Raw genomic sequence first — 22,115 nt, 5'->3', positions numbered from 1 at the left:
TGGGCTCCTGTTGGTAAAAGTTTGCTTACTTATTACGCTATCCCCCTAGGGGGAGGGAGTCCATACATCTCTGTGGTTCAAATTATCTTTTAATCTTAATTTCTTATTTCTCTGTGCCCTCTGTGGTTCAACCGTTTTATCTTTTAATCTTAACTTCTTATTTCTCTGTGTACTCTGTGGTAAATTGTCTTCAGGGTTTTTTAAGGAAGTAAAAGCGATGATCGACATTCATAGTCATATTTTGCCAGGTGTTGACGACGGGGCTCGTACATTAGACGAGGCGCTTGATATGCTGCGGATGGCTGTTGATGGCGGCGTGACTATTCAGGTGCTTACACCGCATATACATTATGGGCGTTATGAAAATCAAAAAGCTGATTTAGAAAAGCGTTTTGCTATTTTTCAAGACCAAGTCGATACCGCTAATATTAAAATCGGTTTGCAATTGGGCAGTGAAGTGCGCATTGGCAGCGAGATAATGCAATTAGTCGCCCAAGACGCTATTCCCACTTTGGGCGAATACAACGGCAAAAAGACCTTCTTATTAGAGTTTCCCCGTATAGACGTACCCGTAGGTTACGAAAACCTAGTGAAGTGGTTAATCAATAAAAACTACCTACCCATTATTGTGCACCCCGAACGCAATCAAACTTTTGTGCGTCTACCGCAAAAACTACAAGTGCTGACTGATATGGGTTGCCCCCTTCAAATCACCGCTAGCAGCCTAACTGGCTTGTTTGGTGAAGATGCACAGCAGAATGCTGAAAAACTATTAGAAGAGGGTAGGGTGAGCGCTGTCGCCTCTGATTGTCATAATTTAAAAGGGCGTAAACCTAATTTAATTGAAGGGGTTGCGGCGGCTGAATTATTAATTGGCCAAGCGCAAGCTCAATCGTTAGTTAATGCCGTACCTAGTCAGCTTATTTGACATTAAACTTGTCGTTTTGAAACTAAGGAATGGTAATGGCGATAAGTGACCAGTTGCGCAGTACAATCGAAGTTTTTCAATATGCTTGTATTCATGCCAGTGAAAATATTACCTGGGATAAATTAGCCATTCAACGCATTGAGCGTCAATTACAACATGATGCTAAATTGACTCGCCTGCATGCCTTAATTTTTCAAAATGCCATTGCTCGTAAGCAACTTGAGTGGTTTAGTGCAGCTTACCAAGTGAAATTAAAATTAAGTACTTACAGTTTAATAGCTGATGTGGGTGCCAAAAAACATGAGATTAATCAACTTGCTCAAGTGTTAGCAGGGCATGATATTAGTGTGCTACTACTTAAAGGCTTGGCCTTTAATAGTTATCTTTATAGTGACAACTCACCACGTGGTAGTTCAGATATTGATATTCTTATCCAACCCCAAGACAAAAATAGCTTTTGTGCAGTGTTTAAAAAGCTAGCTAGCTTAGTTGATAAAAATACCAATAATGCCTTTGATGGTTTGTTTGAAGAAACATGGCGAGCGAACAATACCAACCCAGTGTATTTTGACCTGCATTGGTATTTATCTTATCCCAGCTTGTTTAAATGTGATGGGCTTGAAATTGTAAAACGCAGCATTCAGCATCCTAATTATCATAGTGAAAATATTAGGCTGTTATCGAATGAAGATCATATCGTGTATTTAGCTATGCATTTACTCAAAGACTGCGATTATTTTCATTATGGCTTAATTGATTGCCATGAATTGATATGCCAGAAAAGTCCTGACCTAGCACAATGTTTTTTAATAGCAGAAGCTTGGGGAGTTAAAACGGGTTTATATTATTTGCTGTACCAGTGCAAAACCTACTTGCACACACCTATTGCAGATTCATTGTTACTAGCGAACAAACCAAATTTTGTCACAGACTACTTGGGCCTTTTTGCAATCAACAAGATTTTTACCAAACCAAGCGTACTAAAAAGTGTTTTTCAGCGCTTTAAGCAACTCGGCGCTGTATTTTTATTTTGTGATAGTAAGGCGAGGGTGTTAAGGCACAACCTAATTTATTTAAAGCGATCGCTCATACGGTAAATTAAGCAACATACCACTTACTGTGCAGATGCACATCATCGCTGTTCAGCAGCTCATCTTGGCTTCATTTGCCCTGGCTGTTGCTTTGTCTTTTGTAGGAGCTGCTTTAGCTGCGAAGCTTTTATCTTCGTCCCTAAAGGAACTCCTACAAAAGAAACATCTGTGTGCGGCACCCGGTATCCTTTTTGGTTTAAAGCGCTTGCCCCTGCAGTTGCTTTTTGTATTTTCTATCTACTAGCATCTAGCATCTAGCATCTAGCATCTGCGTTACGCCTGCCTAAAACTATCCTGATTATCTAAAAACCACTGATAGGCATCTTTTAAACCTGCTTCTAAGGTATAGGTATATTGCCAACCCAATGCTGCTAATCGGTCTACATTCATTAACTTGCGCGGCGCACCATCGGGCTTACTGGCATCAAACACAATCTTGCCTTCAAACCCAGTGACTTTGGCCACTGTTTCAACCAATTCACGAATTGTACAGTCCACGCCTGTGCCTACATTAATGTGGCTTAGCATCACTTCAGTATTAGCATTATAGGTAGCCTTATCTAATTCCATCACATGGATAGAGGCAGCTGTCATATCGTTAACATGCAAAAACTCACGCATGGGTTTGCCGCTTCCCCACGCAACCACTTGCGCATCACCATTAAGTTTCGCTTCATGAAAACGGCGTAACAAGGCTGGAATAACATGGGAGTTTTCAGGATGAAAATTATCATGGGGGCCATACAAGTTAGTAGGCATAACACTACGATAATCACGCCCATATTGGCGATTATACGATTCGCATAACTTAATGCCGGCAATTTTAGCTAAGGCATAAGGCTCGTTAGTCGGCTCTAAGGTACCCGTTAACAATGCCGTTTCTGCCATAGGCTGCTCAGCTAATTTAGGATAAATACAGCTTGAGCCTAAAAACAGTAATTTTTGAATACCCACCACATGGGCTGAATGAATAATATTGCATTCAATCATCAGGTTTTCATAAATAAAATCAGCAGGGTAGGTGTTGTTGGCAATAATGCCACCCACTTTAGCCGCCGCTAAATACACCTCATCAATCTGTTCTGACTTAAAAAATTCCGCAACCGCTTGTTGGCTAGTTAAGTCTAATTCACTGCGTGTACGCAACACCAATTCGCAACCACCACTTGCTTGTAATTGCTTGACAATCGCCGACCCCACCATGCCGCGATGTCCCGCTACATATACTCGTTTCATACTATAATCCTTAGGTGTGCAGATATTAGATTCGAGATGCTAGTTTCTAACTGTGCTCTTAAAGTAGATATAAGTGAACCAAGCATTTTTGATATTTGAGATGCTTCATCTACTAAAAAATCACCAATCTCTTTGCTTATGAAATCAACTTCTATTCCAATATCGGCTTGTGTCTTAAATTCACCGAGCGAACCTTTCGCGATATCAAAAAAGCGAATACGTTCTTTTAAAGAAGAACGTTCGCATCCTTCTGCGATATTGCTTGGTACTGATAGCATTGAACGAGTTATTTGATCTTTAAAACCAAAATCCTTACACGAAGATAATTCTCGATAAGTAATTATGGACAGCTGTCGACTGCGTTTCCAAACATCCATGTTTTCATAAAGCATCAGCTTGACTCCTGAGTCACAATTCTATGCAAAATATTCTCGTATCTCGATCTACTTTTACTCTTTGGATACCGCGATTTCATAACCATGTTTTTTAAGCAAGGCATGTTGCTTGGCTTTACTCAAATCATGCTCAACCATTTCAGCACACATTTCTTCAACGGTGATTTCAGGTACCCAGCCGAGTTTTTCTTTGGCTTTGGTGGGGTCGCCTAGTAGAGTTTCAACTTCTGCAGGGCGGAAGTAACGCGGGTCAACTTTAACCAATACATCACCCACTTTTACGCCTGGGGCGTCAGTACCACTAATAGCTGTCACTGTGGCAACCTCATTTAAACCTTCACCACTGAATTCGAGGGTAATACCAGCATAAGCAGCCGACATGCGCACAAACTCACGTACTGATATTTGTTTGCCGGTGGCGATAACAAAATCCTCAGGTGTGTCTTGCTGCAGCATCATCCATTGCATACGCACGTAGTCTTTAGCATGGCCCCAGTCACGTAAGGCATCCATATTACCTAAATACAAACACTCTTCTAAGCCTTGGGCGATATTGGCTAAACCACGGGTGATTTTCCGGGTAACAAAGGTTTCACCACGACGGGGTGACTCATGGTTAAACAATATACCATTACAAGCATATATACCGTAAGACTCACGATAGTTAACGGCTATCCAATAGGCGTACATTTTAGCGACAGCATAAGGTGAGCGTGGGTGAAACGGTGTGGTTTCTTTTTGCGGGATTTCTTGTACTTCACCATACAGCTCTGAAGTAGAAGCTTGGTAAAATTTGGTTTTCTTTTCAAGCCCTAAAAAGCGGATGGCCTCAAGCAAGCGTAAAGTGCCAATAGCGTCAACATCAGCTGTATATTCTGGCGCTTCAAACGACACCGCAACGTGCGACTGGGCACCTAAGTTATACACCTCATCAGGCTGCACTTCTTGCATAATACGAATAAGGTTAGATGAGTCAGTTAAGTCACCGTAGTGCAATTTAAAGCGTGCATTTTCGATATGTACATCTTCATAAATATGGTCTACACGCTGGGTATTGAACAACGAAGCGCGACGCTTAATACCGTGAACCTCATATCCCTTTTCTAATAAAAATTCGGCTAGATATGAGCCGTCCTGGCCGGTTACCCCGGTGATAAGTGCTTTTTTCATTGTTTTTCCTTCACATCAACTAATTAAATTTTTTGTTGAAAACCCACTGTTGTAAAAAATACCAAATAAATCTTGGGTTTTGTTTTAAATAGCGTTTCCATAATCTTTTAGGCTCAGATAGCAATCTAAATAGCCACTCTAAGCCCATTTTTTGCATCCATCTTGGGGCATGTTTTTTGGTGCCTGCAATAAAGTCAAAGGCAGCACCTATTCCAAGCATTACTGCGTTAACCTTTCCCTTATGTTGCGCCATCCAAATTTCTTGTTTTGGGCAGCCAATGCCAACAAATAACACATCAACCTGTGCACTATTAATGTCATTTATCACTTTGGAAGATTCCTCTTCAGTCAATACTCTAAAAGGCGGCGAATACTGGTAAATAATCTTAATGTTAGGGTATTGTTGGCTTAGGTTAGTGACAACCTTGTTGAGTACGTCGGCGGACGAGCCGCCATAAAGCCCAATGCGAAGGCCAGTATCTGAACTTAATTGGCATAAAGCGTTTGTAATATCTTGGCCTCTGACTTGTTCGGCGTCTTTGTTACCTAGTAACTTTTGTGCCCAGTAGATTGGGCGGCCATCAGCGATAACTAAGTCAGCATTGTTAACAACTTGGCGAAACGACGAAGAATCGAATGTCTCCATGCACATATGTACGTTTGACACACACACATAGGCTGAAACATTTTCAATCACTAGATCATGGATTTTGCTAAGGGTTTTGGATTGTTTTGTGACGTTAACTTGCATTGTAATAACATCACATTGACTATTTACGTCCATCAGTCCCTTCTCCTGGTTGAATTTTACTGAACTTCAGTCCTTTGGGATTGTATTCAAAGATACCTGAATACATCTTTTTTTCATGTTCAATAATTTCTTCAGGGGTAAACCTTTTCTTTATTGTTTTAGCGGGATTTCCTCCAACAATAGAATATGGTTCGACATTCTTTGTAACTACCGCTCCTGCAGCTATAACCGAACCTTTGCCAATCTTTATTGGACTTAACAAAATTGCCCCTGCACCTATCCAAACATCATCTTCAATCAATACATGAGGGACATCGGAGTTTTGTTTTAGAACTATATCCCCTATCCAAGGAGCAAACCTCACAGGCGTGCCTATGCACTTATAGTCATGGTCAATGCGGCCAGCCATTATCACTGAATTGGCTATTAAAACATTACTACCAATTTTTACATTTGTTTCTATAGCAACGTATTTACCTATGTAAGTGTTATCACCAATATGTAAGAACTGAGGCGCCCATAAAAGCCCACCTTTGCCAATGTGAATATTACTACCATGAGTTAAGAAGCTACTTTTCCCTAGTAACTTTAATTTCAATCTAAGTTTTTTTAATACTGCTAAGACTTGTGCTTTCATTCTTTGCTCGCGTTAACAGCTGATATTATTCCGTTTGCGAATCGTCTGGCCATTTCCTCGACAGTATATTTTTGGCTATCTAAAAAAGCATTTCTCTGCATTTCATTCAACGTGGCGCTGTCACCTAATAATTTCACAATAGCATTTGCAAAATCACTAGCTGTTCCTTTAGTGACTAAGCCATTTTTTCCATTTTCCAGATAATCATATTCTGGGCTGTGTAGTGCATCCCTGGTAGTAACCATTGGTACCCCAGCGCAAAATGAATCTAGAATGTGCAGGCCGACTAAACCGGGGTTCAAAATAACGCTCGCTAATCTAAAATATTTTGCCTTTTCAAATCCTTTTTTAACCCCAACTAATTTTAACCACGCTCTTTTCATTGCTGCTTCTTGCAAAAAAGGTTTACTTGGGCCATCTCCAATTACAATGAGCTGAAAGTTTGGAATTGCATCTATTATTAAGTCTACAGCGTCTAACATTAGGTCAAGGCGTTTTTCTGGGTATAAGGAACCACAAAATATTCCAATTAACGATGATTCAGGTATATTAAGTTCCTGCCTCAATATAACTAAATCATGCTCTGTCACTTGGCTTAACTCTGCCTTAAATCCATTTACATCTATTGCATTGTTTAAGCATGTTATTTGATCGCGGGGATAGTTTTGAGATATCAAATAATCAACTGTAGAAGTAGTGTACGCAAACCACCAATTGACACTCTTTAACCATTTCTTTTTCCATATTTCTCTCAATCCAGATGGATTAGCACTTTGCAAATTTTGACCATGGCCCCAAAATGCCACTTTTTTATTTAATAAATATCTTTTTAAAATTTTTGAATAATTAGAAATTATTCGATTCTCTTGCATAAGAATTAGTAAATCGCAAGAGTCTGTAATCTTAGGTAAAGGTTGCCAAATTAAATCTACGCCTTTGATGGTAAAAAAATAATTTCTAATTTCATGCGCCCATTTTAAAGTACCAACATCTTTTCGAGTTGCTTCTTTATTAGAGGGGCCGCCATGTACTAAATAAAGTTGAATACCTTCTTTCGCTAAATATTTTTTCACTATTTCAAATAATTCGACTCGATAATGCAATAATCTATGTTGCACGATTACAACGTCAGGCATTAATTGGCTCCTCATTTTAATTTGCCTTATCATTTTATAGAACGAATATACTGCTCAAAGTCGATTATGCCGACAGTTCTATTGCTTTTAGTACTTTTAAAGTTAAACACGAGGTACCGAAAATCTTTGCTAAAAACGGGGTGAGGGTCAATTCGCCACTCTTTATTTGGTCCATAGTATGTTGGTATGGTTTCAAGATTTATTATACTTTTCTGCTGATTTTTTGTGATTAATCTTAACGGCACTGAGGCATCTGCATTGGCAACAGGTTCGTGTGGATAACAGTCGGTAATGACGTGTGTCATATCACTATGCATTATCGGGTGACCAGAACCCAATATAATTCCTGAAAAATTGGCAATCTTTCCTGTTTGACTATTAATTAGGGCGATCCTTAATGGATTTGCACGAAAAATATACCTACGGAAAAGCTTATTGGATACCTTATCAAATAACTCCGCGACCTTAGATATGCAAATTGGATAACGTCTAAAGTTCAAGTTCATTACAATGTGTAAACTGTCTGGGCACCAATTTGGGTGATGACCACTGCCCCAGCGTTTTGGAGTCACTAACAAATTAACTTCACCACTTTCGATATTGTAGTTTACTAAAAAATTACTGGATTTTAATTTTTCTAACTTGGGCTTATTTCTTAATATGATTAAAATGTTTTTTCCGTTAGGACTATATTTAACATGAAAAATAAAATTGAACCCCCTTTTTATTTTGTCAAAATTAGAGGCAGTTAAAATAGACTTAAATAAAAATTCTGCTGTAATTAATGTTTTTTTATTTCCTGTCTCTAAACATATTTCAGTTATGACGTTATTTGCTGCAAAACCTCTCCTTGGTTTTTCAGGGTTAGGTATATGCACACCATATCCAGCTTGAACAAAATTTATTAATGATAGATTGGGGGAGATTGCTTTATTACACACAGGTGAAGCCATGTATATAGTGTGATCTAACTGAGTTTCTGTTTTAGATAAAATATCTACCTTAAGACCAATAGCTTTGCCTTTTATTACATCATTGAACAATATGTATTTGGAATTGAACGACCATTGTGTTTGGGCTCCTAACTGAGAATCCCATCCAAATGTTTTTCTCCTGTATACTTCTGACCCATCTGAGATATTAACAACTACTACATAAGCTGGAACCCCTTCACTAGGTAATTTCGTATCATTTTCAAACTCAGTGATTATTAAGTAATTTCCGCAATTACTAACTGGTGAAGTGTCAAAAAAACGATGGATAGCTGGTTTTGAACTTGAATAGAAATATTTAAGTTGCATTTATAACTTCCTTGTTAAGTGATTGCTAGATAGAAATAAATAAAACAAAAAAAATGTAGAAAATTCATTATACCGAGACATTAAATTCATCCCAATCGCTACGATTAGCATTACAATTAAATAAAGGAAAGGTGTACTGTTGGATTGACGCTGGAAAAGTAAATAACAACAATTTATTGTTCTTTTTAATACAAATAAATAAAATGCAAGCCCTATAAGTCCTAGTTCAGCCGTTATTTGTAAATATCCATTATGAAAATGTGGGGCTACATAATATTGATATTTATTAATTATTTGTGATGGTGCTCCAGGTAAATCGGAGAAAATTCCGGAATAACCCCATCCAAAAATTGGTCTCTGTTGAGAAAAGACAACTCCCCACTCCCATAATTTCGCTCGACCCGTAAACGTCATATCTCTATTTAACGACTCTAAGATTAAAGGCAAAAATATATAAACAATCACTAAGAAAACTAACAAGATTAGTGTTGTTAACTTGAAGTACTTTTTATTAATTATTTTTCTTTCAAAAATATTTAAGTAAGTAGCTAAAGTTATATATAGAAAAAGACTCATTAAACCAATTGAAGAGCCTGAGATTATGACACCTATAGCGCACATTGAGCAGAAAAAATATTTCAAGTAAAGATTGTTTTCATTTAGTTTAACGTTAAGGATAAATGCAAATGCAGAATAGAATCCAGCATATATCTTATGTGAAAACAGGCCTTTGATAAGCTCCGAATTAAATAAGTTTCCTCTTTGAAGAGGGTCATAATATACTGTTTGATCTAATCCTATAATAAACAGAATAATTCCCAATATTATATAAAAATTTAAGAAATTTCTTAAGGTTATTAGAAATTGATTTAGCTCCATGTTTTTGTATAGACCAATTGCAAATAGAATATTGCAAATAAAGGAAAGTGAATATTTAACCGTTTCGTTAGGTATTTTAGACCAAACGAATGAACACATTATATAGAAAATAAATAGAATTAAAATTAGCTGGTTTTTTGTGATATGCAGAAAAGTATCTTTAAAAAAAACTAAGCTAGTCAAAGCGTAGATTGCAAGCCAGATAGATGAATAATATGAGGTACCTCCTAAAAAAGTAGCATAACCTCCAAATAAGCCAAACAGATTTAAGTAAATAGTAATATATAAAAGTGCAGTTTTAGTTGGTTTCACTTCTTGTTTAGCCTTGTAATGCCAAAAAATATTGAAATATAAATTGCCAACAATAATGTACTGATTAACAAGTAGCTTAAAATTGAATTAGGCATAAACCAAGTATTTAGTTGTTGGGATAAAAATCCGATAAATAGACATCCTAATATTATTGGGGAAATTTTTATTAATATTTTAGATAAGTAAGCTAAATTAATATGAATTTTATTATCGTCGTTAGCTGTCAATATATAAGCTATTATATTTTTTAGTAAGAAAATGTTGGCGAATACAAGTAATGTTACTTGCATGAAAAATATCGCAACAACGATTGATACTATCACCAACACGAGTTCAATGACTCTCACAGTTAATAAATTTTTGTAAGCTAATACTTTTAGTTTTCCAGCTCGTTCAATAAGAATTAAGGCTCTAAAAACGCCACCACCACATAAAATTACTAGTACATACTGCAAGTTTTTCCATGTATCTTCATTGTAAAGTAGACTAATTAGGCTGGTTCCATAAATGCTTAATAATGTATAAATTGGCAATACTAAAAGTGCTTGCGAGTATATTACTTTATTTTTATCTTCCTCTGTATTAGTAAAGCCTAGGGATAGAAATACTTTGTCAAAAGTTCCTCCAAAAAATTCTTGTACGACTTGCACTAACCTTTTTAAAAAAGCGTAAGTGCCTGCATCACCTATATTTAAAAAAGCGCCAATAGCGAAAGTGTCTAGTCTATTAGTAAATATGTTTAAAGAAACGTTAAAAAACTGAAATCTAAAATAATTCCAATCAATAAGAGGGAATGTGAAAACTCCAAAATAATTTTTATAGTCACCTACTGCAATTATATAGGTAAGTAGATATAGGCCGTATAGTAAAAATTGGTAGACATAAAATAAGTTATAATCGGTTCCAGTAAATATAAACGTAATAATAATTAATAATGCACTTATAGCGGAAAACCCCTGGCATAAGGCTACAATTTTATCCCTATTCGTTTTAATCAAATAGGCTCGCAATGAATGACCTATAGCATGGAAAAATAGTATAGGAATAGACGCTAATGACAAGCTTAAGATATCGTTATTGGAATATATTAAGAAAAAGATATAACTGAGAAAAAGTGCTAATGGAACTACTAATATTGTACATAATATTAATGAAATAATAATAATCTGATTTAATTCAATTCTAGATATTGAGGGTAATTTAAGTATGTAATTTTCAATTGCGTCATTGAAAAATTGGTCTGAATATACAACTATAAAAGCTCCAATGACAAATTGGCCTAATAATTCAGAACCTTGATAACCCATTAAAACTAGTAAGCAAAGTATAGAAGATATGCTTGCAACCCACTTTCCACCTAATAGCCATATGATTTTTTTATACATACTCTACCTATTTATTTAAATCTGTAAAAAAATCATTTATTAACTTATGGTTATTGATGAATATATCTTGAATAGTCGTTATATCCGCATTAGAAAAGTAGGCATTATTACAATTAGTGTAGTCCTTTATAAGTTTAAAAATATTTGCATCTTTAAAGATACCAATAATTTTCGAATTTTCTGCTGGATCTATCAGTGCTAAAGGCATAGCACCTTTGCTCATTGCCAAAAGTAGGACATGCAGTCTGTTGCTTACAACGTATTTACATTGGCTGAATAGTCTTTCATTTTCAGTTAATAGTTTTGATAAATCTCTTAATTCTACATCATAAGACTTATAGCGTGAATAGAGTCGTTCTTGAAAATCCTGGTCAAATTTAACTTGATATATAAATAAAATCTTACCGTGTGCACTTTTAACAATTTTGTCCAATGCTATAAATAAGGACTCTATATTATTGTTAGGCTTTCTAACTGAAATGACAATGTCGTATGTTTTTTCTAAATTACTATTTTCATATGCAAGCGTAAAAGCAAGGTCAGGTACTATTTTCGAAACCCTAATTTTTAACTTTCTACATATCTCAAAAGTAAGGCTGTCTCTAACTGAATTTGAATACAAGACTTTAGATTGTAATCTAAGCATGTAACTGTGAAAAGTAGATAAGTTTGAGAAAGATACACCTACTCGATGTACTTTTATCCCTATAATTTTGAATAAGCTGAAAATAAACGTTGTACCTAAGTACATAATTACTTTTTTTGGAGATATTTTCCCACCGTACCCGCCAGGGTTCAAAAAATAATTGACATTATTCAGTGATAATCTAGATTTTAACATTAAGTAATAGAAATATATTGACGAATTAACCAATACTGCACTTTCAATATCTAGGTTTTTTAAAAAATCAGTTGGTACATTTTTAATACATATTATTAACTTTTCTGTGGGCTTTAATTGTTTTATCAATTCACGATTTATGAGTGCATCACCTAAATTTTCAAATTGGGTCTTAACCTTAAAAAAACAATGAGTCATAAATTAGTCCTAATAACTTAGTGTTAGCAAAAAAGTATTAATAAACATTCTTACCCACAAACCCTTTCAATACTGTAAACAATACAATTTTAAAATCAAACCACAGTGACCAATGGCGGATGTAATGTAGATCGTGTTTTATACGCATTTCCATTTTTTCCATGGTGTCGGTTTCGCCGCGCCAGCCATTTACCTGGGCCCAGCCGGTAATACCGGGTTTCATTTTATGGCGCAGCATATAGTAGTTAATTTGTTTACGGTATAACTCGTTATGCGATATGGCATGAGGGCGTGGGCCGACTACCGACATGTCACCTTGCAGTACATTAAAAAACTGCGGGAGTTCGTCAAGTGAGGTGCGGCGTAAAAATGCGCCTAGAGGCGTAATACGGGCATCACCTTTGGTGGCCTGTTTAATGTCATCGCCATTGTCTTGGGTGGTCATTGAACGAAATTTATAGATTTTAATCTTTTTACCGTCCATGCCATAGCGACCTTGTTTGAAAATCACTGGGCCTTTGGAGGTCAGTTTAACTGCGGCGGCGATGAACAGCATTGGGATAGCGATAATTGTTAGTATAACGCTGGCAAGTACCACATCTTCAATGCGCTTTATCGCTGAATAGCCGCCCTTCATGGGGCTGTCGTAAATGCTGATGGTTTGCATTTCGCCAACATGGCCCATACGGGCGTGCAGTAAGTTATAGGTAAACATATCGGGCAGTATGTGTACGTCAACCGTGGTGTCGCCCAGGGCTTTTAATATGCCGTTAATGCGATCGGTGGCCTGCATGGGCAAACCAATAAACAACACTTCTATTTTACCTTCACGGGCCAACTGCACGGCTTCGTCGATGCCGCCTTTTAAATAATGGTGGTATTTTTCTTCTATGCGGTCGGTGGCTCTTTCATCAAAGATGGCACTGATTTTATAACCGGTTTCGGGGTGGTGTTGGATTTCGTTGTATAAATCGATGCCGCGTTTGGTTAAGCCAACTATACCCACCGAGCGGGTATTGCGGCCACTGCGGCGCAAGGCAAACAGTACTTGTCTAAAGAATATGCGCCACGCACACAGTACTATGGTGGTGCTGATTATCCAGGTACCTAGTACTACGCGCGAAAAGTATTCGGTTTGTTTGGTAAAAAACAAAAATACAAAAATGGGGAATAAGGTCATGATCCAAGACGCGCTGGCATAAAACAGCATTTCTTTAAGCGAACTGGCACGCCATGAGCGATATAGCGCAAACATCTCTGCAAAAAAGATAAAACTGAGGTTGCCAATCAAGGCGAGCATAAAATACTTGGTGTCGTATTTAGATATATATAACAGGCTGGCCAAAGCCAAACACACCTGAATGATCAAGATATCGGCAAAGCGATATAAGAAGGCAAACTGGTTAATGTTATTCCGGACAAATCCGTCGTTTTCGCTCATGTACTTCTTCCCTAGATGTTGCTTGTTCTACATTAGCGCGATTGTGTTAACGTGCTATTACACCAATAAACCATGACATTTTATGTTATTACTTATTTGTGGCAAGTGTTGCATGCCACTACTGTAAGTTATTTTGTATATTTTTATATGCTGCAACAAGTTTGACATCCATTCAAGCCTTTGTGTTTCTAAACCCAAGCTGACATAAGCATCGGCTAACATACTATTTTGTAACAGTAAAAATAAGGCTTTTGTACCTGTTAGGCTTGTTATGTCGCATTGGTATTGGTTACTTTGCGTGCGCTCTAAAAAGTAAATGGCTTTTAAGGGGGCGCTGCTTTCATTCCAAACGTTACCCTGCAGTGTATCAACTTCAAGCTCGTGCTTGGCAAATTTTTCATGCACTTTTTTTTGTTCTTTTATGGCTAACAACGATGCGCTGGCGTGTTTGTTAGCTGCAGTGTTATCACTTTGACTACTTGTATCATCAAGTTTTGTGCCAATAAACTGCTCAGCTGAATCTGGCCACAATCTAATTTTGGGCCAACTGGGGTAAACGCGATATTCATTGCCATGGCTCTGGTGTATGGCTGCCATGTCGTCGGTCATCATTTTAAACCCGTGCTCTAACAATTGGGTAGTTAAGGTTGATTTACCGGTCCGACTTGGTGCAATGAATAAAAATGCATCCCCATTGAGGCTCATGGCGTTTGCATGAATACAGGGTACGCCTTGCAGTTCTAACCAACAGGCAATAGCAGTGCTTTGAATATAGTGTTCAAAACCGGTACCGCCAGACTGCCAGCAAACTTGCATAGCTTGCTTATCAAAGGTAAAGCTGCCGATGCCTTCGCAGTTAACATCTAGCTGGTAAGTGTTGGCATGTTGGTACAAGTTCATTTCGGTGGTGTAGCGCTCGCCTTCGTCTTTAAGTTGCCAAATAGGCGCATTGTTAGCTGTGAAGGTGGGCAGGGTGTTTATTTGTGCAAAAGGTAAGTGAAAACGTACCTCGCCGATGTTTTGCGGTGCGGTATTTGGTGCAAGTAGTTGCACGCCATGCAGGGGCTTAAGGTACGAGAACTGTGTCATAACATCCATTTAACTAACTTCGTTGATATAAGTACCAACCACCCAATGTTTGAAGTGTATCAAGCTAAACGATAAAGCAAAAGACAGAGCGGAAAGTTTTAACCATTTAGATAGTAAAAGCAAAAGCGTTTGAACCACAGAGGGCACCGGGTGCCGCGCACAGAGATCACGGAGGTTTTTTTTTGTAGGAGCTGCTTCAGCTGCGAACCGCGGTGATGGATGAACCTCGTTGATGAATTGGGCATTGGTTGTGAAATCAACATTTGGGGGTGATTTGTTCGTCCCTTGTAGGAGTTGCTCCGAAACGGATGTTATCAGCTGCGAAGGCGATGACAAAGTAGATATTTGATAGCAAGAGCCAAAAACAAAAGCAAGAGCGTTCCCACCACAGAGGTCACAGAGGGCACAGAGGTTTTTGTTGTAGGAGGTCCCGGTAACCGGCATAGTTTAGGGGCGAACCGCGGTGATAAAACGACATTGTGATATCAAATTAATAGCTGGGGTTGATTTGTTCGTCCCTAAACCACGCCGGTTACCGGGAACTCCTACAAGGGGGAAAAATCAACCTCGTTGGTGAATTGGGCATTGGTTGTGAAATTAACATTTGGTGGTTGATTTTTATTCGTCCCTAAAGGAACTCCTACAAGGGGGTGGGGGGATAAATCGACTTCGTTGATGAATTGGGTATTGGTTGTGAAATCAACATTTAGTGGTTGATTCTTCGTCCCTAAAGGAACTCCTACAAGGTGGTGGGGGGGGGAATCAACCATCGTTGATGGATTGGACATTGGTTGTGAAATCAACATTTGGGGGTGATTTTTCGTCCCTAAAGGAACTCCTACAAGGGGACGGGGAAAATCAACCTCGTTGATGAATTGGGTATTGGTTGTGAAATCAACATTTGGGGTTGATTCTTCGGCCCTGAAGAGCCTCCTACAAGGGTGGGGGGATTTTTACAAAATGGGTGTAAAACTTTTTGACAGGTATAAAAAAACCCGCCGGGGCGGGTTTTTGTTATTTTGTGCTATTAACCTTGGAAAGGGTTACGCTTGGTGTTGCCACCGTTTTCGTCAGGTACGCTACCTGCGAAGCCTTGCGTTAGTTCAGCTAGGCTGCCCACTTTAGTTAATTCAGGCTTAGTATATTCAAGTTTTTTAGTCATGTTGTTTCCTAACGTATTCATAATAATCTCCTTAAGCCTTTTTGCGACGAGTTCCGGCTACTAAACCTAGTAACGCTAAACCCATTAAAGATAGTGTTGCTGGTACTGGTACTGCATCAGTGTCTACTGCGAACATGGTTGAACCTGAGATATCAAACAATGATAAAGCAGAGAACAACTCAGCTGAACCAGCTGGATTCATAAAAGTGAAACCGATTGGGCTGCTTGATACAAATTCACGACCAGGGCCTGAACCGTCTGCAAGTAAGTCACCAAACGCAGTATCAAATACAAAGGCTGTGCCAAGATTGATCCACAATGAGCTAAGTTGAGCTTGGCCAACTTCTAATACCCAAATACCCGCCATTGGAGCTAGTGGATCGTTTGGTACGATAGTGTCGCCGTCAACTGATAAAGACCAACCAGAACCTGTTACGCCGCCTTTATCGCCGCCTAAGTCAGCCCAGTTCAATGTTTCAGTTGATGTATCAGCAAAAGTCGCTGTTACTTCAATGCCTGCCATATCTGAACCTGTTACGTTCCATATAAATGCTGCTTGAGCTTGGCTAGCAAACATTGCTGCAGCAAAGCCTAATCCTAAAAGTTTTTTCATGTTCATGCTCGATCCCCTATTAAAGTTCAAAATGGCTCTGAGGTAACAACTAACAACTATGTTTCCCTTCAACCGCTGTATTCGTTTGTTATCTACTACTGCTAATCATAATGCAAACACTGTTCCAACTCTGAAAAATCCTTTTGAAACAAATGCTTATCTATGTTAATGAGTTGTTAATGCCTATTTTTCTAAGCTTTTACTATTTTTAACGCAAGATCTGTAAAAAATACTGACGTTATTTGTAATTCTTAGAGTAAATATTTTACACAAAGTAACTTGTTGTAATTTGTGGTTAATTTTTGCTGCACTTTAATGCATGCTATTGATTAACTTTATAAAAACTACATTTTTAAACTAATGAATCACTTATTCGCCTTTATTTCTGCTTCTGTAGCAGGCCAAAACTCAAACCCGCAAAGCCTTATTCAGCGACTAAATAGCAAAGCGGACGAGATTGTATACGAAATAAGTGAGACAAAAAACAAAGATCTTTTATTTGGCTCGACTATTTTTGCTGATGTAGGTGGGGTAAGTGCTTCAAATAAGACTGTTTTTTTTGAAAATGAGGATAAAAGTTGTCTTTTATTTCATTCTTGCATCGCACCTTCTGATCTTGGCGATCCTCAATTGCAACCGGATTGCACTTCACAGGTGCAAATTGCACCGCAATTAGTGCAACTGATGAATAATCGAGGTGGAGACTTTATTGCTAGGGTGAAAGGTAGCTTAGTTTATATGGGCTTTGATTCACGCCAACAGTATTTGCATGTGGGTAAAGATCCGTTTAATACCGCATCTGTCTATTGGTTAGCTACCTTGGGTGGTATTTTGGTGTCTACTGATTTACGTTTTTTAGCCTTGATGGCCGATAAGCCGATTAGTTTGTCGCAGAAGGGCTTGGCGAGTTGGTTGAGCGGCTTTCCTAACCCGGCTATTTCGCTGTTTAATGAAATTAAGGTACTGCCCAGTGGTTCGCGTTTGCAGATTAATCGCGATCTGCGCGAACAGCTTGTTCAGTTTTGGGATATCGCGCCTGACAATAAAATTGTTTTAGCTGATCAACAGGCTTATTCAACGCAGTTTCATGCGCTTTTACACAATAGTGTTGCGGCGGCGTGCAGGACTGAGCGAGAGACCGTGGTGTCGCAAATGAGTGGGGGCTTGGATTCAACCAGTGTGACTGCCTTGGCGGCGCAGGTGCTGCAAGGCCAACACAAACGTTTGTTGCCTTTGTCACATATTTATTCGCGGGCAGAGAGTTGCAATGAAAGCGATTTAATTGCTGAGATGCAACGCTTCTTGAAATTGAACGATAATTTGCAATTGGATGTTGATGGTGAAGATAATCGCGACTTTTTAAGCCTTTATCCTACTGCGCTAGAAAGCCCAGGTACGGTACTTTCACCGCGCTACGTGAGTGAGTTGGCCATAGTGCAAGCTAATGGCGCCGATGTACTGTTGTCGGGTAATGGCGGTGACGAAATGTGTTGGGGGCACAGTGTGGCCTATACCCAACGATTAAAAGAAGGCGACTTTAGCGTGATTGCTGAAGTATTAAAGGCCTGTCACTCTGTAGGCATGTCGCGCAAACAAGCGATTAAAAATCTGTTTATTAAGCCTTTTTTACCCGATTTGTTGTTGCGCGTTTTAGGCCACAAAAAATCCGGTGATTTAAGCGAAGGATTTCCAGCGTGGTTAACCCCTAAGGCCAAGGAACTTGCCCAATTTGAGACGCAAGTGAATAACCCCTTTAATTATCAGCGAGATCCGGTGGGTTTTAATCGTTATCAAAGTCTCAAGACTACGGCGACCTACAATGCGGTGCGCTCGTATCAACAACTAAGCCAACGATTTGGGGTTGAGGTTAGGCACCCGTTTTTTAATAAAGAGTTGGCTGAGTTCACGTTTGCAATACCCGCCAAACAGCTGATTCAAGGCGCATATCCTAAGTGGTTACTGCGCAACAGTATGTCGGCCCAGCTACCTGAAAGTGTGTGTTGGAATATTAAAAAAATCACCTTTGACCAGCATTTTGGCGATCTAGTCAGAGAAAACGCCGATGCGATCCGCAGCCTGTTTAAACATTCAAGACTAGCAGACATGGAGCTGGTCAACGAAAAGACCCTAGTGGCCGAGTTCGACCGCTTAGTGAATGACAAAAATTACCCCCTACACGTCGATTTACTCTACGCAATTTTAACCTACTCATGGCTGCATACCCATTTCCCCGAAAAGTAATGGTTTTTTGCGGTTTATGTTTGTCTCTTGTAGGAGCTGCTTTAGCTGCGAAGCTTTTATCTGCGAACCGCGGTGATGAATTGACATTGTTATACCAAATGGACATCTATGGTCGATTTGTTCGTCCCTAAAGGAACTCCTACAAGGGGCGATTATTGTGAAATCAACATTTGTTGTTGGTTCGGCCCTTGTAGGAGCTGCTCCGTAACGGATGTTATTAGCTGCGAACCGCGGTGATAAATCGACCTCGTTGATTAATGGATATGGTGATATCAAATGGACATCTGTGGTCGATATGTTCGTCCCTAAACCACGCCGGTTACCGGGAACTCCTACAAGGGGTGATTATTGTGACATCAACATTTGTATTTGATTTTTCGTTCCTTGTAGGAGCTGCTTTAGCTGCGAATAATCAACCTTGTTGCAAAACGGGTGAGAGCTGGTAAATCAACATCGGTGGTCGATTTGTTCGTCCCTAAAGGAACTCCTACAAGGGGAGCTACAACAAACCGTTTAGTGAATTTATTTCGTTTTTTTCGTTGGAGGTGATGCGTTGGAGTTCGACGTATTGGCTGGTTTCTTCGTTTGAATCATTGATGATGTGGTTGTTGACAACTAACCAGCAGTGGGCGGCTATTTTGCCTTGGTCTTTTTTTACACCGATGCTGAGTTGGCTGTTTATTTTGTGGGTGTGGAGGATTTGTTTTTGCACCATGCAGCGGCGTAAACAGTTGATTTTTACTATGTGGTGGCGGGCGGCTTTTTCTATTAAATTACAGATTTTTATGGCCCGTAGGTGAGCATCGCGTTCGTCTTGGAATTCAGTATGTTTGTACAAGGCGCTTTGCCATATTCGATAGGGCAGGTAACTGATTTTTACCTGCCATATTACAAATAAACACCAAGCATGCAGCACTATACCTTGCTGGCGCAGACCGAGTTGCATGAATGTGCGAAGGGACTTAGGCATCTTGTTTTTGCGCTAGGCCAGCTTGTTCTAAGTTGCCTAACAGTTCGGCTAGGTCTTGGGCGACTTGTTGGGCACTGACGTCATATTCGTCACTGATAATTTGTGCGACTTGCTCAGAGCTTGACCCCGCTTGAAGTTTTTCTAACATCAAGGCACCAATGCTGTTTAAGGTAAAATAATCCCCTGTTTGTGGCTCTAATATCACCATTTCATCGACTACTTTTTGGATAAGAAGCCCGTCTTTTAACACCAGTTGCATATTTCCTCCTTGTTTTACATTACTTCGTTGTTAGTTTTCAGCAATAAGCTGGCCATGTTTGAGCCTGAACACTTTATCTGCCACTTCGCTGAGCGTTGGGTCATGGGATATTAAAATCACAGTATAGCGATTAAACAAACCACTGAATTCTTCTTTAAAAGATTTTCTGGATGACTCATCTAACATCGAGGTGGGTTCATCGAGTAACAATATTCGTGGTTCAAACAATAAGGCGCGTGCCAGTGAGATACGTTGTTTTTGCCCACCGGATAATAGCACGCCGCCTTCGCCAACGGGTGTGTCGTAACCTCTGGGCAGTTTTTGAATAAAATCGTCGGCGCCCGAGGTTTTGCAGGCGAGTATCATTTTTTCGCTGTTGGGGTTAACGATCCCATACGTAATATTGTCGGCTATGGTGCCATTACATAACAGTACATCTTGCGATACCAAACCAATAATGCTTCTGACCGAGGAGTTACTGGCTTGTGCGATATCAATACCATCAATCATAACTTTACCGCTTGATGGCTCATTAAAGCGCATGAGCAGATGTAATAAGGTGGTTTTGCCGCCGCCGTTTTCACCATACAACAAGAGGGTTTTTTTATCGCCTAGATGAAAACTGACGTTTTTAAGCACATCGGGGCGGCTACGATACGAAAACGATACATTGTCAAAATGAATGTCACCGGAGTTAAATTTTGCATCTATTTTGTTGAGGCTATTGGGCTCTGATTCTAAATGGTAAAACTTAAGCAAACGTTCAGATGCACCAATAACCTGTTGGGTTTGGCCATACAATCCGGCTAAGGAGCCCAGCGGACGGGTAAAAACTAAGCCGTACAGCATCAAACTGACCATATCTGGAATATTGATGGTGCCACTTTGGAAACGCATAAAACTAATGACCACCACCAATAATATGCCGATTGACGCCATAAATTGTACTAGGGGTGAGAGCAGGGCCTGAAGTTTAAGCTGCTGACTGCGCAAGTTCAGGAGTTCGGTCGTTTTGCGTTTGAATTTAGTCGACTCTGTGGATTCTTTATTGAAGGCTTTGATCAGTGAAATAGCGCCAATGTTTTCGCTGGCCAATGCCATTGAGTCGGCTTGGGTTTGCACCAAGGCCCTTGATATGGGTTGCATGCCGCGACTGACTAATTTCAATACGATAAATATTAAGGGCACCAGCACGCAGATGAGTATGGCGATGCTAGGTTCGATGCTGAACATCAAGAATGACGCGCCGACCAAAACCAAAATATTCGGGATTAAGTTGGTTAATACACTGGAGGCATAAAAGCTGATAACGGCCAGATCGTTACTTAACATGGACAATACATCGCCCCGTTTGTTTTCTTTAAAGTATTGCATGGGCAGTACTTGAATATGATCGTACAAACGGCAACTGAGTTCGGCCATAAGGCGCGCGCCGATGAGGCTAACATTGTAAGTGGATAAAAAGCGCAGTAGGCCATGGGCTGCAAATAAAGCCACCCATAATAATAAAATAATGGTGTGGGTTTGGTTTATGCCGCTGTTATCGGCAATAAAAAACTCCGAATATTTACCCGCAAAAAAAGGCACGCTCAGGCTGACGGCAGTTTCGCATAGCATTAAAAAAACCACGAATATAAAAGCGTGTTTATGCTCTTTGAATACTTTCATGCCATATTCGAAACGAAGACTATTTATCATGCTGTTTTTTTTCAATCCATTGGGCGGTTTATACGTTTTTTGCAATTGTACAAGCAAAGCGCCAAAACGTTAGCGTTTTCGTTCTATTCAAACCCAAAGGTTATCACGCGTTTTTTACAGTTAGCCAGCATAACACCATTTTATTTGTTTAAAGTGCATGGGTTATTTGTTGTAGGACCGGCTTCAGCCGGGAAAAATCAACCGCGGTGATGAATGGATATTGTGATATCAAATCAATATCGGTGGTTGATTTGTTCGGCATTTGTTGGAGCTGCCGGTGACCGGCGCGGCCCTAACGGATGTTATTAGCTGCGAATAATCAACCTCATTGTTAAATGGATATTGAATGGTAAATCAACATCTGTGGTTGATATGTTCGTCC

Annotated in this window: 20 protein-coding genes; 3 read left to right on the top strand and 17 right to left on the bottom strand. The window is 39.3% G+C overall.

Features of this window, described 5'->3' with window-relative positions; translation table 11 throughout:
• Positions 1-217 precede the first annotated feature (217 nt).
• Positions 218-928 (top strand): CpsB/CapC family capsule biosynthesis tyrosine phosphatase, encoded by a 711-nt coding sequence (locus ABKW31_RS22000; RefSeq protein ID WP_348618849.1) that lies wholly within the window; start codon positions 218-220, stop codon positions 926-928.
• Positions 929-963: 35 nt separating this feature from the next.
• A complete protein-coding gene (locus ABKW31_RS21995) occupies positions 964-2,025 on the top strand; it encodes a nucleotidyltransferase family protein (RefSeq protein WP_348618847.1) in 1,062 nt (353 codons plus the stop codon).
• Positions 2,026-2,292: 267 nt separating this feature from the next.
• On the opposite strand, the gene ABKW31_RS21990 is transcribed toward ABKW31_RS21995, so the two are convergent.
• From ABKW31_RS21990 to ABKW31_RS21925, 14 genes are all read right to left on the bottom strand, one after another.
• Complete coding sequence (locus ABKW31_RS21990) at positions 2,293-3,255, bottom strand: GDP-L-fucose synthase (protein ID WP_348618845.1); 963 nt, start codon at positions 3,253-3,255, stop codon at positions 2,293-2,295.
• Positions 3,252-3,647, bottom strand: coding sequence for a four helix bundle protein (locus tag ABKW31_RS21985; RefSeq protein WP_348618843.1), 396 nt, complete (start codon positions 3,645-3,647; stop codon positions 3,252-3,254). The genes ABKW31_RS21990 and ABKW31_RS21985 overlap by 4 nt, the downstream gene beginning before the upstream one ends.
• A 57-nt stretch (positions 3,648-3,704) precedes the next feature.
• Positions 3,705-4,820 carry a GDP-mannose 4,6-dehydratase gene (gene gmd / locus ABKW31_RS21980; RefSeq protein ID WP_348618841.1) on the bottom strand — a complete coding sequence of 372 codons (1,116 nt, stop codon included), beginning with the start codon at positions 4,818-4,820 and terminating at the stop codon, positions 3,705-3,707.
• 19 nt (positions 4,821-4,839) lie between these two features.
• On the bottom strand, positions 4,840-5,604 hold the full coding sequence (locus tag ABKW31_RS21975) for a WecB/TagA/CpsF family glycosyltransferase (RefSeq protein WP_348618840.1): 765 nt from the start codon (positions 5,602-5,604) through the stop codon (positions 4,840-4,842).
• Positions 5,591-6,208 (bottom strand): CatB-related O-acetyltransferase, encoded by a 618-nt coding sequence (locus ABKW31_RS21970; RefSeq protein WP_348618838.1) that lies wholly within the window; start codon positions 6,206-6,208, stop codon positions 5,591-5,593. Before ABKW31_RS21970 ends, ABKW31_RS21975 begins: the two co-directional genes overlap by 14 nt.
• Positions 6,205-7,344: a glycosyltransferase family 4 protein gene (locus ABKW31_RS21965; RefSeq protein ID WP_348618837.1), complete on the bottom strand. Its 1,140-nt coding sequence runs from the start codon at positions 7,342-7,344 to the stop codon at positions 6,205-6,207. Before ABKW31_RS21965 ends, ABKW31_RS21970 begins: the two co-directional genes overlap by 4 nt.
• Positions 7,345-7,373: 29 nt before the next feature.
• Complete coding sequence (locus ABKW31_RS21960) at positions 7,374-8,645, bottom strand: hypothetical protein (protein ID WP_348618835.1); 1,272 nt, start codon at positions 8,643-8,645, stop codon at positions 7,374-7,376.
• Positions 8,646-9,836, bottom strand: a complete 1,191-nt coding sequence (locus tag ABKW31_RS21955; RefSeq protein ID WP_348618834.1) for an O-antigen ligase family protein — start codon at positions 9,834-9,836, stop codon at positions 8,646-8,648.
• The gene (locus tag ABKW31_RS21950; protein WP_348618832.1) at positions 9,833-11,221 is read right to left on the bottom strand and encodes a hypothetical protein; all 1,389 of its coding nucleotides are present in this window, start codon (positions 11,219-11,221) and stop codon (positions 9,833-9,835) included. Before ABKW31_RS21950 ends, ABKW31_RS21955 begins: the two co-directional genes overlap by 4 nt.
• A 7-nt stretch (positions 11,222-11,228) precedes the next feature.
• Complete coding sequence (locus ABKW31_RS21945; RefSeq protein ID WP_348618830.1) at positions 11,229-12,260, bottom strand: polysaccharide pyruvyl transferase family protein; 1,032 nt, start codon at positions 12,258-12,260, stop codon at positions 11,229-11,231.
• 37 nt (positions 12,261-12,297) lie between these two features.
• Entirely contained in the window at positions 12,298-13,701 is a 1,404-nt protein-coding gene (locus ABKW31_RS21940) for an undecaprenyl-phosphate glucose phosphotransferase (RefSeq protein WP_348618828.1), read from the bottom strand.
• A gap of 57 nt (positions 13,702-13,758) precedes the next feature.
• Positions 13,759-14,799 carry a hypothetical protein gene (locus ABKW31_RS21935; RefSeq protein WP_348618826.1) on the bottom strand — a complete coding sequence of 347 codons (1,041 nt, stop codon included), beginning with the start codon at positions 14,797-14,799 and terminating at the stop codon, positions 13,759-13,761.
• A gap of 1,018 nt (positions 14,800-15,817) precedes the next feature.
• On the bottom strand, positions 15,818-15,973 hold the full coding sequence (locus ABKW31_RS21930) for a lasso RiPP family leader peptide-containing protein (protein ID WP_348618825.1): 156 nt from the start codon (positions 15,971-15,973) through the stop codon (positions 15,818-15,820).
• Between the two features lie 10 nt (positions 15,974-15,983).
• A complete protein-coding gene (locus tag ABKW31_RS21925) occupies positions 15,984-16,565 on the bottom strand; it encodes a PEP-CTERM sorting domain-containing protein (protein WP_348618823.1) in 582 nt (193 codons plus the stop codon).
• A gap of 360 nt (positions 16,566-16,925) precedes the next feature.
• Here ABKW31_RS21925 and ABKW31_RS21920 point away from each other — a divergent pair, with 360 nt between their 5' ends.
• Positions 16,926-18,806 carry an asparagine synthase-related protein gene (locus ABKW31_RS21920; RefSeq protein WP_348618821.1) on the top strand — a complete coding sequence of 627 codons (1,881 nt, stop codon included), beginning with the start codon at positions 16,926-16,928 and terminating at the stop codon, positions 18,804-18,806.
• A gap of 499 nt (positions 18,807-19,305) precedes the next feature.
• Here ABKW31_RS21920 and ABKW31_RS21915 read toward each other — a convergent pair whose 3' ends face one another.
• Genes ABKW31_RS21915 through ABKW31_RS21905 form a run of 3 tightly spaced genes read right to left on the bottom strand, consistent with a single transcriptional unit; the run spans position 19,306 to position 21,733 of the window.
• Positions 19,306-19,776, bottom strand: coding sequence for a lasso peptide biosynthesis B2 protein (locus ABKW31_RS21915; RefSeq protein ID WP_348618819.1), 471 nt, complete (start codon positions 19,774-19,776; stop codon positions 19,306-19,308).
• Entirely contained in the window at positions 19,769-20,035 is a 267-nt protein-coding gene (locus ABKW31_RS21910) for a PqqD family protein (protein ID WP_348618818.1), read from the bottom strand. Before ABKW31_RS21910 ends, ABKW31_RS21915 begins: the two co-directional genes overlap by 8 nt.
• Positions 20,036-20,065: 30 nt before the next feature.
• Positions 20,066-21,733 (bottom strand): ABC transporter ATP-binding protein, encoded by a 1,668-nt coding sequence (locus tag ABKW31_RS21905; RefSeq protein WP_348618817.1) that lies wholly within the window; start codon positions 21,731-21,733, stop codon positions 20,066-20,068.
• Positions 21,734-22,115 lie beyond the last annotated feature (382 nt).

Source organism: Paraglaciecola sp. 25GB23A (assembly GCF_040012495.1).
GTDB lineage: Bacteria > Pseudomonadota > Gammaproteobacteria > Enterobacterales > Alteromonadaceae > Paraglaciecola.
The sequence above is the reverse complement of the archived record's forward strand: the minus strand, read 5'-3'. Positions and strand labels throughout refer to the sequence as shown.

Bases quoted from the DNA above. Each gene is read 5' to 3' on its own strand.
- ABKW31_RS22000 (WP_348618849.1), top strand. From the start codon at position 218: ATGATCGACATTCATAGTCATATTTTGCCAGGTGTTGACGACGGGGCT.
- ABKW31_RS21995 (WP_348618847.1), top strand. From the start codon at position 964: ATGGCGATAAGTGACCAGTTGCGCAGTACAATCGAAGTTTTTCAATAT.
- ABKW31_RS21990 (WP_348618845.1), bottom strand. From the start codon at position 3,255: ATGAAACGAGTATATGTAGCGGGACATCGCGGCATGGTGGGGTCGGCG.
- ABKW31_RS21985 (WP_348618843.1), bottom strand. From the start codon at position 3,647: ATGCTTTATGAAAACATGGATGTTTGGAAACGCAGTCGACAGCTGTCC.
- gmd (WP_348618841.1), bottom strand. From the start codon at position 4,820: ATGAAAAAAGCACTTATCACCGGGGTAACCGGCCAGGACGGCTCATAT.
- ABKW31_RS21975 (WP_348618840.1), bottom strand. From the start codon at position 5,604: ATGGACGTAAATAGTCAATGTGATGTTATTACAATGCAAGTTAACGTC.
- ABKW31_RS21970 (WP_348618838.1), bottom strand. From the start codon at position 6,208: ATGAAAGCACAAGTCTTAGCAGTATTAAAAAAACTTAGATTGAAATTA.
- ABKW31_RS21965 (WP_348618837.1), bottom strand. From the start codon at position 7,344: ATGCCTGACGTTGTAATCGTGCAACATAGATTATTGCATTATCGAGTC.
- ABKW31_RS21960 (WP_348618835.1), bottom strand. From the start codon at position 8,645: ATGCAACTTAAATATTTCTATTCAAGTTCAAAACCAGCTATCCATCGT.
- ABKW31_RS21950 (WP_348618832.1), bottom strand. From the start codon at position 11,221: ATGTATAAAAAAATCATATGGCTATTAGGTGGAAAGTGGGTTGCAAGC.
- ABKW31_RS21945 (WP_348618830.1), bottom strand. From the start codon at position 12,260: ATGACTCATTGTTTTTTTAAGGTTAAGACCCAATTTGAAAATTTAGGT.
- ABKW31_RS21940 (WP_348618828.1), bottom strand. From the start codon at position 13,701: ATGAGCGAAAACGACGGATTTGTCCGGAATAACATTAACCAGTTTGCC.
- ABKW31_RS21935 (WP_348618826.1), bottom strand. From the start codon at position 14,799: ATGGATGTTATGACACAGTTCTCGTACCTTAAGCCCCTGCATGGCGTG.
- ABKW31_RS21930 (WP_348618825.1), bottom strand. From the start codon at position 15,973: ATGAATACGTTAGGAAACAACATGACTAAAAAACTTGAATATACTAAG.
- ABKW31_RS21925 (WP_348618823.1), bottom strand. From the start codon at position 16,565: ATGAAAAAACTTTTAGGATTAGGCTTTGCTGCAGCAATGTTTGCTAGC.
- ABKW31_RS21920 (WP_348618821.1), top strand. From the start codon at position 16,926: ATGAATCACTTATTCGCCTTTATTTCTGCTTCTGTAGCAGGCCAAAAC.
- ABKW31_RS21915 (WP_348618819.1), bottom strand. From the start codon at position 19,776: ATGCCTAAGTCCCTTCGCACATTCATGCAACTCGGTCTGCGCCAGCAA.
- ABKW31_RS21910 (WP_348618818.1), bottom strand. From the start codon at position 20,035: ATGCAACTGGTGTTAAAAGACGGGCTTCTTATCCAAAAAGTAGTCGAT.
- ABKW31_RS21905 (WP_348618817.1), bottom strand. From the start codon at position 21,733: ATGATAAATAGTCTTCGTTTCGAATATGGCATGAAAGTATTCAAAGAG.